We start from the raw sequence: 12,957 nt of genomic DNA on the forward strand, positions 1-12,957 counted from the left end.
GCAGGTAGAAAGGCGTCCAGGCCCGGTGGCGGGCGATCCAGCGCACCGTGGAGAACGTCAGGAAACGCCCCTGCCGGGGATCCCCGTACCGGCGGCGGCCGAGTATTCTCACAGACGCCCGTCCGGTGCCCGGACACCGGTGACGAGAGCATTGTAGAAAAGGCCCGCGGGCACCACCCGGGAAGCGTACCGGGCGTCGAAGGCGGCAAGGCGCTGCCAGGTCCGGTAGACGCGCATCCGGTAGCCGAAGCCGAGCTTCGGCTCGGCGACGGCGCACTCGAAGGTGCGCACCGGCCAGCCGAACCAGGCCGCGGTGAGCTCCTCCGTGCGCACCTTCACCTCGGCCGCGCCGGCCCGGCGCGCCATCGCGGCCAGCTCCGCCGGGACGAAGGTGTGCAGGTCCACCACGGACTCCAGGGCGTGCGCGGCGGAGCTGGCCGCGAGCTCCCCGGCCGGCCGGGCCCAGCCGCGCAGCATCGGCAGCCTGGTCGCCCGGGTGGTCGCCCACCAGGTCGCCCGCGACAGCCGGCGGGCCACCACGTCGCCGTAGCGGGTCGGCTCCCCCGCGAACACGAACCGCCCACCCGGCCGCAGCACCCGCAGCACCTCCCGCAGCGCCCGCTCGACGTCCGGGATGTGGTGCAGGACGGCGTGCCCCACCACCAGGTCGAAACTCGCGTCCGGGTACGGGACGGACTCGGCGTCGGCGACCCGGCCCGCCACCGTCAGGCCCAGGCTCGCGGCGTTGCGGGTGGCGGTGGCGACCATCCCGGGGCTGATGTCGCTGACGTGCGCCCCGTCGCGGGCGACCACCCCGGCCTGCACCAGGTTGAGCAGGAAGAACCCGGTGCCCGCGCCGATCTCCAGGGCGTTCGGGTAGGGCCAGCCGGCCCTACCCGCGATGGTGACGAACCTGTCCCGGGCGTAGTCGATACAGCGGTCGTCGAACGAGATCGACCACTTGGCGTCGTAGGAGCCGGCCTCGGCGTCGTGGTAGATGATGTTCGCTTGTTTGGGGTCGCTCCACGCCGCCTGGATCTCGGACGCCGACGGCCCGGCCGCCCGGCCCGCCCCAGGCGCCTCAGGCGCCTCAGGCGCCTGGTCCGTCCCACCCGCCTGGTCCGCCCGGGCCACGTCCTTGGCCACGTCCTTGGCGTCGTCCATGGTGTTCAGCGGCCGACGAAGTCAGCCTTGCCGGGACCGCGCTCGACGAAGGCGTCCATGCCGATGCGCCTGTCCTGCGTGCCGAACAGGCCGGCGAACAGCGCCGTCTCCAGCCGCAGCCCCTCGGACAGCCCGCCGTCCAGGCCGTCGTCGATCGCCCGCTTGGCCGCCCGCAGCGCGACCGCCGGCCCGTCGACGAACCGGGCGACGAGGGAGCGCGCCTCGGTGTAGACGTCGTCGGGGGCGACCACCCGGTCGGCGAGGCCGATCTCCTTGGCCTCGGTGGCCCGGACCTGCCGGCCGGTGAAGATCAGGTCCTTGGCCTTCGCCACCCCGACCAGGCGCGGCAGCCGCTGCGTCCCGCCCGCGCCCGGGATGATGCCGAGCAGGATCTCGGGCTGCCCCGCCTTGACGTTGTCCCCGAAGACCCGGAAGTCGGCGGTCAGGGCGAGCTCCAGGCCGCCGCCGAGGGCGTAGCCGGTCACCGCGGCCACCACCGGCTTCGGGATCCGGGCCACCGCCTCAAACGTGGTGGTCAGGTCGGTCACCCACGTCAGGATCTCCGCGGGGTCCAGCGGAGCCATCTCCTTGACGTCGGCCCCGGCCGCGAACACCTTCGGGCCGCCGTAGATGATGACCGCCCGCACGTCCGCCCGTCTGGTCGCCTCGTCGGCCGCCGCGCGCAGCCCGGCGGTGACCTCGCTGTTGATGACGTTCATCGGGGGCCGATCCAGCCTGATCGTGCCAATACCGCCGTCGACGTCGAACCCCACGACCGCCACCGACCGACCTCCTCGATCATTCCCGGCTCCCGGCGGCGTACGGCACGTCCGTCGCCCCGCCGTTGGCCGACCGTCATCCGCTGATACCCGTGCCGGGCCCGTGACGTCCCGACGGCGCCCCTGATTCAGGCAGCCTAAGCCCTGGCGACTCGATCTTCACGGATACGCGGCGATTACGTTCCCGACACCTTTTGGCGGCGGCGGCGCGTCCGGTGGCCATGACGGCCCGGCCCCCGTCATCGGATGATGATCCGATCCTGCCGGACCGGGCGGTGTCGCTCCTGCTCCGGATGATCCAGCCATGCCGCCCCAGCCTCGCTGGCCCGGCGCCCGCGGCCGGCGGCCCGGCCCCGGCGTCCGCGGTGCCGTTCACTCACAGTCGCCGCCCGTCGGCGGGAGTAACCGGACGGCAGTCACCGGAATCGGGCGCCGGTAACATGCCACGGCTACCGTCACGGAGGTGACGCCACGGTTCCACGTTCGTGACAACATCGACCAGTCCGGCGCCGATCAGCCCGGCGCCGACCGGCCCCGCCCTTCCCGGCCCGGCGTGCCCCGGCCCGGCACAGCCCGGCCCGGGCCCGTGCTGCCCGGGTCCCCCGAGCCGCTGGGGGTCCACTGGGACGGCCGGGGCGTCAACGTCGCGGTGGCGGCCCCGAGCGCGGACGCGGTCGAGATCTGCCTGTTCGACGCCCGGGGCCGGGAGAGCCGCCACCGGCTGCCCGAACGGAACGGCGGGATCTGGTACGGCTACCTGCCCGGAGCCGGACCGGGCCAGCGTTACGGGCTGCGGGCGCACGGGCCCTACGCCCCCGAACGCGGCCTGCGCCACAATCCGGCCAAACTGCTCGTCGACCCCTATGCGCGGATGCTGACCGGTTCCCTCGTCCCGAACCCCGCGATCCACGGTTTCGAGGAGGCCGACCCGTACGCGGCAGGCCCCGACGGGAACGACTCCGCACCCTTCGTCCCGATGTGCGTGGTGGTCGACGGCCGCCGCCGCCCGACCGGGAAGCGCCCGGCCATCCCCTGGCCCGAGACGGTCATCTACGAACTGCACGTGAAGGGGTTCACCCGGACGCATCCGGACGTCCCGCCGGCGCGGCGCGGCACCTACGCGGGCCTGGCCCACCCGGCGGTCATCGACCATCTGCGCGCGCTCGGCGTCACCGCGGTGGAGCTGCTCCCCGTCCACGCGCACGTCCCGGAGCCGGCGCTGTCCCAGCGCGGCCTGACCAACTACTGGGGCTACAACACCGTGGGCTTCTTCGCCCCGCACCCGGGCTACGCGGCCACGGACAACCCGGTGGCCGAGTTCCAGGAGATGGCGGGCGCGTTACACGCGGCCGGGATAGAGGTCATCCTCGACGTGGTGTTCAACCACACCGCCGAAGGCGACGAGCACGGCCCCACCCTGTCGCTGCGCGGCCTGGACAACGCGACCTACTACCGGGTGGACCCGGGCGACCCGCGCCGCTACCGGGACGTCACCGGCTGCGGCAACACGGTGAACACCGCATCCCCGCACGTGGTGAAGATGATCACGGACTCGCTGCGCTACTGGGTCACCGAGATGGGCGTGGACGGGTTCCGCTTCGACCTGGCGACGGCGCTCGCGCGCAGCCCCGACGGCTTCGACCCGGCGGCACCGCTGCTGACCGCCATCCACGCCGACCCGCTGCTGTCCACCGTCAAGCTCATCGCCGAGCCCTGGGACGTCGGCTGGGGCGGCTACCAGGTGGGCGCGTTCCCGGCGCCATGGGCGGAGTGGAACGGCCGCTACCGGGACACCGTGCGCGCGGCATGGACCCGCGGCGCCTCCACCGTCGCCGACCTGGGCTACCGGATCACCGGCTCCAGCGATCTTTACTACCATTCGGGACGCCGGCCGTGGGCGTCGGTGAACTTCGTCACCGCGCACGACGGCTTCACCCTCGCCGACCTCGTCTCCTACGACCACAAGCACAACGAGGCCAACGGCGAGGACAACCGCGACGGCGACGACCACGGCAACTCGGCGAACTTCGGGGCGGAGGGCCCCAGCGACGACCCGGCCGTGCTGGCCTGCCGGCGGCTGGTCCGCCGCTCGCTGCTGGCGACCCTGCTGCTGTCGGCGGGGGTACCGATGCTGCTCGCCGGGGACGAGTCCGGCCGTTCCCAGGGCGGCAACAACAACGCCTACTGCCAGGACAACGCCATCTCGTGGCTGCGCTGGCCCACCCGCACCGCCCCGGCGCCGGACGGCCCCCTCCCCGACCGCCACTCCCCCGGCCGCGCCCGGCCCGCCGACACCCCCAGCGCGGACAGCCCGGCACCCGCCGACGGCCCGGCACCCGCGGACAGCCCGGCACCCGCGGACAGCCCGGCACCCGCCGACGGCCCAGCCGCACCCGACCCGGCCGGGCCCGACCCGATGCTGCTGCCGCTGGTCAGCGGCCTGATCGCGCTGCGGCGCCGCTCCCCGACGCTGTGCCGGCGGACGTTCTTCCACGGCGGCCCCTCCACCACCGAGGCACTCGCGGACATCACCTGGTTCCGCCCGGACGGCGCGGTCATGTCGGACGCGGACTGGAACTCCCCGCACGTCCGCACCCTCGTCGCCCACCTGAGCGGAACAGCCCTCGGCTGGCACGCGCCGGACGGCACCGCGGCCACCGGCGACAGCTTCCTGCTCATCCTGCACCCGGACACCGACCCGGTGACCATCGTCCTGCCAGGCCAGCCATGGGCATCCACCTACACGCTGCTGCTCGACACCAGCGCGGACGACCTCGCCGGCTTCCCCGCCACCCTCGACACCCTGTCCCGGCCCCTCGACGCAGGCGAACACCTACCCGTCGCCGGCCGCGCCGTCCTCCTCCTACGCGCCACCGCATGAGCAAGCCAGATGAACATCAACGATAGACATCTCGGCGATGACCGACAGCGACGACTAGGATAATCAGCTCTTTGTCCTGGATGTCATACACAACGCGGTAGTCGCCGGTACGTACGCGCCATTCACCGCCGCCGCCGACCAGCTGCCGGGCGGCTGGCGGACGAGGGTCGTCGGCGAGCAGGTCGATCACAGCCTGCACGCGGCGTCGCGCGACGGGGTCGAGTTTGCGTAACCGGCGGAACGCGGCCGGAGCAATGGTGACCGTATATCTCATTCCAGGCCGAGATCGGCCTTCACCTCGTCCCAGGGAACGGGTGTCTGCCCGGTGGCTGCCATTTCCTCACGGGCTCGCTCGGCTTCGCGGATGTCAGCCATGTCCTCGGCCAAGGCGAGGATGCGGTCCAGGTCGTCGGCGTCGATGACGGCGGCGACCCGCCGCCCGCGACGGGAGAGATAGACCGGCTGGTGGTCGGCGCGGACCTGATCGATGATCGCAGCCAGGCTCTCCCGTGCCTCGGAGACGCTCATTTCAGGCGACACGGTCATAGATCGAACGTACAACAGGCCATCGCTCCGTACAAGCAAGGCGCCAGACGTACAGCCTGTGAACCCAATGAGATCGGCGGGGCTGGCATCCCGGCTGACGCGGTCGCGCGGTGCCATGCCGCGACGATGATCGAGATCAAGCGGATGCGCCCGCCATCCGCCCGAGGCCAGGCCACTCGACACTGATAAATATACTAATCGATCTTGAAATTAGCATGTTTGTTGAATTGTTGGCATGTCCCGCGGGACACACGGCACCTTCGCGTCTACCCGGAGGGGGGCACGGGCCGGTCGAGACGGGTCCAGAATGCCGCCCGGCCAGCTCCGCTGCTGATCACATGGCCTTCGTCCCGCAGCGCGTTCAGCGCGATGCGGATCGTCTGGTCGCTGACTCCCGGCAGCGCCGTACGCACGTTGTCGAGACGGAAGCGGCGGGGAGCGTGCCACAGAATGTGGTCGCGAACCCTGTCCTGCTTGCTGACGCCCGAACGCCCAGCCGCCGCCCGGTCCGCGAAGATGGAGTAGGCGGTCGCGACGGTCGCCGAGAAGTACTCGAGCCAAGGCCACGGATCATGCTGGCTGCCATGCCACCCATGCGTGGACGCGAGAAGGGACGAATAGTATTCTTCGGCACTGTCGGAAATAATCTTCTCAAGGCTGATATATCGGCACATCTGGTAGCCACAGTCGAGCAGCAGCGCATTCGAGATGATACGTGCCACTCGGCCGTTGCCGTCCTCAAAGGGATGAATCACGAGAAAATCCAGCGCGAACAGGCCCACCAGCAGAACCGAATGGTGATCATTTTTGTTGCGCGCGATCGAGTAACGACTGGTCAGCTCGGCCAGAAAGTACTCGGTCTCGGACGCGGGTACCGGGACGAAACGCGGAGTCACCGTTCCGTCCGCGGCCCGGTCCACGACGAGGTTGTCCTGGGCCTTCAGCGCGCCCCCGCTCCCCTGGGTGCGCCGGAAGAGCAGGCGGTGGACATGCAGCAGAAGCCCCGGGTTGACCGGGGAGAAGTCCTCACGGTAGACGTAGTCGAGCGCGTCCCGGTAACCGGCGAGTTCCCGTTCGTCCCTGGTCCGCAGTCCGCCGACCTGACCGCGGATGATCCGCTCGGCCCGTTCCGGACTGTCAACGGTCACGCCTTCGATCGCCGAGGATGCTGTCACACTCAGCACCCGAGCCCGGTCCGCGAGCTGGTCGAGCAGGCCGGGCATCTGGATGCGGAAGAGCTGCTCGGAACCGGCTCCACGATCGATGGCACTCAGGTGCTTGACAACTCGTGACGGAACATGATCAAGTAGCCGGTCAAGATCGGCAAAGCTACGCACGGAACCCTCCTCCCAGCCAACAAATATACTAATCGATCTTGGAATTAGCATGTTTGTTGGATTGTTGGCATGTTCCGCAGGGCGCGACGCGTGCGTAGGGCACCCGGATGAACGCATCGAGTGAACGAATGAGCAGGCCAGCGCGGCCCTGTGCCGGCCTGCTCGTCGGCTCCGGCGGCCGGAGCCGACGGAGCCGACGGAGATCGTTCAGTCGGGGTTCGCCACCAGGCCGAGTTCGGCCGGTGAGGCGAGCAGGGGGTGCCGTGGCAGCACCCGGACGGTGTAGCCGAAGGAACCCGTCCGCCGCAGCGGGATGGTGCCCTCGAAGCGCAGGCCACCGCCCTCGCCGGGGCCGACATGGGCCAGCGGCAGGGTGGCCGGGCCCAGCAGCCGGTCGGACTCGTCGATGCGCCCGTAGGACGCCTCGACCTCCACGTCCGCCAGCTCCAGACCACCGAGCTCGACCGTGGCACGGACCACCAGCGACTGGCCGACCTGCGGGGTGTCGCCGAGACCGGCCGAGTCGACGTTGACCACCCGCACCCCGGGCCAGGCCGCCCGGACCCGCTCCTTCCACGCCGCCAGGTCCCGGGCCCCGTGCGCGCCGTCCGCCGAGGCCGCCCGCGCCGAGGCGGCGGCGGGGACGTAGTAGCGCTCGACGTACTCGCGCACCATCCGGGTGGCGAGCACCTGCGGCCCGAGGGTCGACAGGGTGTGCTTGACCATCGACGTCCAGTCACGCGGCGGCGTGCCCACGCCGGCGACGTCGTAGAAACGCGCGGCGACCGCGTTCTCCAGCAGGTCGTAGAGGGCGGCCGACTCGATGGCGTCCCGGCGCTCGGGATCCTCCACGCCGTCCGCGGTGGGGATCGCCCAGCCGTTACGGCCGTCGAACATCTCGTCCCACCAGCCGTCCCGGATGGAGAGGTTGAGACAGCCGTTGAGCGCGGCCTTCATCCCCGAGGTGCCGCACGCCTCCAGCGGGCGCAGGGGGTTGTTCAGCCACACGTCCGACCCGGAGTAGAGGAAGCGTGCCATGCCGATGTCGTAGTCCGGCAGGAACACGATGCGGTGGCGGACCTCCGGGTTGTCGGAGAACTGCACGATCTGCTGGACGAGCTGCTTGCCGCCGTCGTCGGCCGGGTGCGCCTTGCCGGCGATGACCAGCTGGACCGGGCGCTGCGGGTGCAGCAGCAGCCGGGTCAGCCGCTCGGGGTCGCGCAGCATCAGGGTCAGCCGCTTGTAGGAGGGCACCCGGCGGGCGAACCCGATCGTGAGGATTCCCGGGTCAAACACGCCGTCGACCCAGTCCAGCTCGCCGGGGGCGGCGCCGCGCTGCAGCCAGGACGCCCGCAGCCGGCGGCGGACCTCGGCGACGAGGCGTTCCCGCAGCTCACGGCGGGTCGCCCAGACCGCCTCGTCGGAGATCTGGGAGATCTTGGCGAAGCCCTCGCCCCCGTCGTCGAGGGGGGACGGGCCAAGCTCCCGGTCGGCCAGTTCGATCACGTTCCGGGACACCCAGGTGGCCGCGTGAACACCGTTGGTGACCGAGCCGATCGCGACCTCGTCGGGGTCGAAGCCCGGCCACAGGCCGGCGAACATCTCCCGGCTGACGATCCCGTGCAGCTGGGAGACCCCGTTGGAGCGCTGGGCCAGCCGCAGGCCCATGTGCGCCATGTTGAACACGTTCGGGTCGGACTCGGCGCCGAGCTCGAGCACCCGCTCGACGGGCACGCCGGGCCAGACGTTGTCCGCGCCGAAGTGGCGGGCCACCAGGTCGCGGGGGAACCGGTCGATCCCGGCCGGCACCGGGGTGTGGGTGGTGAACAGCGTCCCGGCCCGAGTCGCCTCCAACGCCTCGTCGAAGCTCAGGCCGGTCGCGGTCAGCTCCCGGATGCGCTCCAGGCCGAGGAAGCCGGCATGGCCCTCGTTGGTGTGGAACACCTCCGGCTCCGGGGCGCCGGACACCGCCGAGTAGGCCCGCAGCGCCCGCACCCCGCCGATGCCCAGCAGCATCTCCTGGAGCAGGCGGTGGTCGGTGCCGCCGCCGTAGAGCCGGTCGGTCACGCCCCGCTCGGCCGGCTGGTTGTCCTCGACGTCGGAGTCGAGCAGCAGCAGCGGCACCCGGCCGACCTGCGCCTTCCAGATCTGGGCGTGCAGGGTGCGCCCGTCGGGCAGCCCGAGCGTGATCTTCACGGGGTCGTCGGCGGCGTCGGTGAGCTGGGTCAGCGGCAGGCCGTGCGGGTCGATGCCGGGATAGCGTTCCTGCTGCCAGCCGTCCCGGGACAGCGACTGGACGAAGTAGCCGGCCCGGTAGAGCAGGCCCACCCCCACGATCGGCACGCCCAGGTCGCTGGCGGTCTTGAGATGGTCGCCGGCGAGGATGCCGAGGCCGCCGGAGTACTGCGGCAGCACCTCGGTGATGCCGAACTCCGGCGAGAAGTAGGCGATCGCGCGCGGGGCGTCGGGCAGCGACTGGTACCAGCGCGGCGCGGTCAGGTATTCGTGCAGGTCGTCAGCGGCGTCGTCAAGGCGGCGGACGAAGCGGCGGTCGGCTGCGAGGCTTTCGAGGCGCTCATGGTCGACCTCGCCGAGAAGGCGCACCGGATCTCCCTTGCAGGTGCGCCACAGCTCGGGATCGACCGACTCGAAGAGATCCAGCGTCTCCGGGTGCCACGACCAGCGGAGGTTGAGGACGAGCTCCCCGAGCGGGTGAAGCTGCTCGGGGAGCTGCGCGCGGACGGTGAAGCGTCGAAGGGCTCTCACGAAATGGTCAGCCTAGACAGCTCGGACGGGCTTCTCCCACCGGGGGGCTCGCGACCGGAGGCGGATGATCCGGCCGGTGGCCTCATCAGTCGTCCGGGCCGGCTTGGGCGATCTTGCCTGCCAGGGCGGCCATCACGTCCGGATCCCGCAGCGTCGTGACGTCCCCGAGCTCGCGCCCCTCGGCGATGTCCCGCAGCAGCCGCCTCATGATCTTCCCGGACCGGGTCTTGGGCAGGTCGTCCGCCCAGATCACCCGCTTGGGCCGGGCGAGCTTGCCGATCCGGGTGGCGACGTGCTCGCGCAGCTCGGCGACGGTGGCGTCGTCGCCGAGCTGGTTGCCGGTGAGCGTGACAAAGGCCACGATGGCCTGGCCGGTGTGCTCGTCGGACTGGGCCACGACCGCGGCCTCCGCCACCGACTCGTGCGAGACGATCGCCGACTCGACCTCGGCGGTCGACAGCCGGTGCCCGGACACGTTGATCACGTCGTCGATCCGGCCGATGATCCAGAAGTAGCCGTCCGCGTCCAGCCTGGCGGCGTCGCCGACGACGTACACGTCCCGGCCGAACCGGGAGAAGTACGTCTGCACGTACCGCTCGTCGTCCCGGTAGAGGGTGCGCAGCATGGACGGCCACGGCTTGGTGATCACCAGGATGCCGGTGCCCTCGGTCACCGGTTTGCCGTCCTCGGACAGCAGGGCGGGGAAGATCCCCGGCAGCGGCGTGGTGGCCGAGCCCGGCTTGGTCGGCGTCACGCCGGGCAACGGGGAGATCAGGATGGCGCCGGTCTCGGTCTGCCACCAGGTGTCGACGATGGGGCAGCGGCCGCCGCCGATCACCTTGTGGTACCACAGCCACGCCTTGGGGTTGATCGGCTCCCCCACCGTGCCGAGCAGCCGCAGCGAGGAGAGGTCGTGCCGGCCCGGGTACTGCGGGCCCCACTTGATGCAGGTCCGGATGGCGGTCGGAGCGGTGTAGAAGATGGTGACCTTGAACTCTTCGATGATCTTCCACCAGATGTCCCGGTCGGGATAGTCCGGGGCACCCTCGAACATCACACTGGTCGCGCCGTTGGACAACGGCCCGTAGACGATGTAGGAGTGGCCGGTGATCCAGCCGACGTCCGCCGAGCACCAGTAGACGTCGGAGTCCGCGTCGAGGTCGAAGACCAGCCGGTGGGTGTACGTCGCCCCGGTCAGGTACCCCCCGGTGGTGTGCAGGATGCCCTTGGGCTTGGCCGTGGAACCGGAGCTGTACAGGATGAACAGCGGATGCTCGGCGTCCAGCGGCTCCGGCGGGCACACCGGGTCGGCCCGCTCGAGCAGCTCGTGGTACCAGACGTCCCGGCCCTCGCGGATCGGCGCCGCGATCCCGGTGGAACGGACCACCACGATGTGCTCCAAGGCCTTCAGATCGCCCAGCTCGGCGTCCACGGCCTCCTTGACAGGGGCGGTGCGGCCCTTGCGGCGGGCGCCGTCCACGGTGATCAGGACCTTGGCGTCGGAGACCTCCATCCGCTCGCGCACGGCGGACGGGGCGAAGCCACCGAAGACGACGTTGTGCACCGCGCCGATACGGGCGCAGGCCAGCATCGCCACCGCGACCTCGGGGATCATCGGGAGGAAGATCCCCACGACGTCACCCTTGCCGACCCCCAGCTCCTTGAGCCCGTTGGCCAGCCGCTGGGTGTCGGCCAGCAGGTCGGAGTAGGTCACCCGGCGGCGTTCGCCCTCCTCGCCGACCCAGTGGAAGGCGACCTTGTCCCCGCGGCCGGCGGCCACGTGCCGGTCCAGGCAGTTCGCCGAGACGTTGAGCCGGCCATCGCTGAACCAGCGGTAGAAGGGCGGGTTGCTGTCGTCCAGCGTGGTTGTGAACGGCGTGTCCCAGTCCAGCAGGGTGCGGGCCCGCTCCGCCCAGAAGGCCACCGGATCGGCGGCGGCCGCGGCGGCGTCGGAAGCCTGGTACCAGCGGGAGACGAAACCGGGCGGTGGGTCGAAACGCTCCACCGCCAGCAACTGGTCGAGTTCGCGCTCCAGGCTGAGCTCGTCGGTACCGACGCTGTCAGTACCGACAGCGTCCAGACCGGTACCGTCCGCCGTGCTGGTCACATGCCCTCCTGATGGTCCGGGGACCCTGATGATCCGGGGATGGTGCCGCCGGCAGCGCGGAAAAGAACACGATCACGCTACCTTTGGATCTCCGGAAGCGATGTCGTCTCGTTGTCGTCTCGCCCGCATTGGGTGTACCACGAAGTGCCGGCCGTATACAGCGGTCAGTACCCCGGCGCTTTCCAACAGTCGCGCCGCCCGTTACACGGTGTGAACCGGCACCCCGTCGGCCGGCAGTTCGCCCCGGCCGGCGCGCAGCAGGAAGAGGATCACGAGGAACGCGGCGAAAAATATTACCGCGCTCCACATGAACGCGGTCGTGTATCCCGCGATCAGGGCCTCGGCCTGGGCGGCCGGGCCGAACGCCGCCCCGCTCCGGCCGGAACCGGCGGCGGGATGATGTCCTCTTCGCCTCCCGCACGGTTGCGCGCGTGGTTTCCCGCACGCCGCCGACGGCCGGTGCCGCCTGTGCGTCAATACGGTGAAAAAGGTTCGATCATGTTTCCGCCGCGGCGCCGGCGTGCCGTGCATGCCCGGGAACATTCAGCGGCCCACTGTCATCAGCGGCAACAGGATGTCGTCGACCAGATGATGAATGAACGCATCGTCCAGGGCCTCACCGGTGATCAGGAGGCGGAAGAAGATCGCAGCGGGAACCAGCTCGTTGAAGACGCCGACGGCTGTCGGCGAACACGGCTCACCCCGGTCGACGGCCCGCTGCACGATGAGGGCGGCCAGACCACGCCCGTCCCCGAGCATCTGGGCCCGCAGCGCCGCCGCCAGGGCCGCGGAGTCGCGCATGGCCAGCACGACACCGGCCATCAGGGCGGCACCGCCGTCGGCCAGGCGCCTGACCTTCTGACGGATGATATCGATCATGTCGCCGCGCAGGCTGCCGGTGTCCGCGATGACGACGTCGTCGACCGCCTGGCGACGGATCGCCTCGACGACGAGCTCGTCCTTGCCCGCCCAGCGCCGGTAGATCGTCGCCTTGCTCGCCCGAGCCCGGGCCGCGACGGCGACCATGCTCATGCGCTCGTAGCCGACCTCGGTGAGCAGCTCGAGCGCGGCGTGCAGAATGGCCTGCTCACGGGCTTCGTCGCGGGGACGCCCACGTACGGCGCCACCCAGGCGTGCCGACACCGCCATGGTCGTGACCCCCTCCCGCCGCCGACCACGTTCCAAAACAGTACCGTACTGTTCCTGAATTAGGATTAACGTAACAGATGATTACAGATAGCAACGGACGCCTGGGCGGCGCGGGCCTGACAGCCCGCGGACGCACGAAAAGCGCCGCCGTGCGCGACAAGCGTGATCGTGACGTCTCCGGCCTGGCGCGCGGCCGGCTCAGCGGCCGGGGCCAGGCCCAGCCGCAGG

General features: G+C 70.7%; 10 protein-coding genes. 1 reads left to right on the top strand and 9 read right to left on the bottom strand.

What is annotated here, in order from left to right; translation table 11 throughout:
• Window positions 1-108: 108 nt before the first annotated feature.
• Entirely contained in the window at window positions 109-1,164 is a 1,056-nt protein-coding gene (locus NBW84_RS01930) for a class I SAM-dependent methyltransferase (protein ID WP_250281125.1), read from the bottom strand.
• 5 nt (window positions 1,165-1,169) lie between these two features.
• Window positions 1,170-1,946, bottom strand: coding sequence for an enoyl-CoA hydratase-related protein (locus NBW84_RS01935; RefSeq protein ID WP_250281126.1), 777 nt, complete (start codon window positions 1,944-1,946; stop codon window positions 1,170-1,172).
• A 460-nt stretch (window positions 1,947-2,406) separates the two neighbouring features.
• On the opposite strand from NBW84_RS01935, the gene glgX reads away from it, so the two are divergent.
• On the top strand, window positions 2,407-4,824 hold the full coding sequence (glgX, locus tag NBW84_RS01940; RefSeq protein WP_445548610.1) for a glycogen debranching protein GlgX: 2,418 nt from the start codon (window positions 2,407-2,409) through the stop codon (window positions 4,822-4,824).
• Between the two features lie 16 nt (window positions 4,825-4,840).
• Here glgX and NBW84_RS01945 read toward each other — a convergent pair whose 3' ends face one another.
• The 7 genes from NBW84_RS01945 to NBW84_RS01975 form a co-directional block, all read right to left on the bottom strand.
• Window positions 4,841-5,098, bottom strand: coding sequence for a type II toxin-antitoxin system RelE family toxin (locus NBW84_RS01945; protein ID WP_250281127.1), 258 nt, complete (start codon window positions 5,096-5,098; stop codon window positions 4,841-4,843).
• Window positions 5,095-5,370 (bottom strand): type II toxin-antitoxin system Phd/YefM family antitoxin, encoded by a 276-nt coding sequence (locus NBW84_RS24020; RefSeq protein WP_445548530.1) that lies wholly within the window; start codon window positions 5,368-5,370, stop codon window positions 5,095-5,097. Before NBW84_RS24020 ends, NBW84_RS01945 begins: the two co-directional genes overlap by 4 nt.
• Before the next feature lie 266 nt (window positions 5,371-5,636).
• Window positions 5,637-6,707: a Fic family protein gene (locus NBW84_RS01955; protein ID WP_250281129.1), complete on the bottom strand. Its 1,071-nt coding sequence runs from the start codon at window positions 6,705-6,707 to the stop codon at window positions 5,637-5,639.
• Window positions 6,708-6,914: 207 nt separating this feature from the next.
• Window positions 6,915-9,473 (bottom strand): alpha-glucan family phosphorylase, encoded by a 2,559-nt coding sequence (gene glgP / locus NBW84_RS01960; protein WP_250281130.1) that lies wholly within the window; start codon window positions 9,471-9,473, stop codon window positions 6,915-6,917.
• An 85-nt stretch (window positions 9,474-9,558) separates the two neighbouring features.
• Window positions 9,559-11,553: an acetate--CoA ligase gene (gene acs, locus NBW84_RS01965; RefSeq protein ID WP_250281149.1), complete on the bottom strand. Its 1,995-nt coding sequence runs from the start codon at window positions 11,551-11,553 to the stop codon at window positions 9,559-9,561.
• A gap of 228 nt (window positions 11,554-11,781) precedes the next feature.
• The gene (locus NBW84_RS01970; RefSeq protein ID WP_250281131.1) at window positions 11,782-12,111 is read right to left on the bottom strand and encodes a hypothetical protein; all 330 of its coding nucleotides are present in this window, start codon (window positions 12,109-12,111) and stop codon (window positions 11,782-11,784) included.
• Between the two features lie 12 nt (window positions 12,112-12,123).
• Window positions 12,124-12,729, bottom strand: coding sequence for a TetR/AcrR family transcriptional regulator (locus NBW84_RS01975; RefSeq protein ID WP_250281133.1), 606 nt, complete (start codon window positions 12,727-12,729; stop codon window positions 12,124-12,126).
• Window positions 12,730-12,957: the final 228 nt, after the last annotated feature.

It is taken from the genome of Protofrankia sp. CiP1_Cm_nod2 (assembly GCF_920664355.1).
Classification (GTDB): domain Bacteria; phylum Actinomycetota; class Actinomycetes; order Frankiales; family Frankiaceae; genus Protofrankia.

Coding starts and splice junctions, on each gene's coding strand:
- NBW84_RS01930 (WP_250281125.1), bottom strand. CDS start 1,164: ATGGACGACGCCAAGGACGTGGCCAAGGACGTGGCCCGGGCGGACCAG.
- NBW84_RS01945 (WP_250281127.1), bottom strand. CDS start 5,098: ATGAGATATACGGTCACCATTGCTCCGGCCGCGTTCCGCCGGTTACGC.
- NBW84_RS24020 (WP_445548530.1), bottom strand. CDS start 5,370: ATGACCGTGTCGCCTGAAATGAGCGTCTCCGAGGCACGGGAGAGCCTG.
- NBW84_RS01970 (WP_250281131.1), bottom strand. CDS start 12,111: ATGCACGGCACGCCGGCGCCGCGGCGGAAACATGATCGAACCTTTTTC.
- NBW84_RS01975 (WP_250281133.1), bottom strand. CDS start 12,729: ATGGCGGTGTCGGCACGCCTGGGTGGCGCCGTACGTGGGCGTCCCCGC.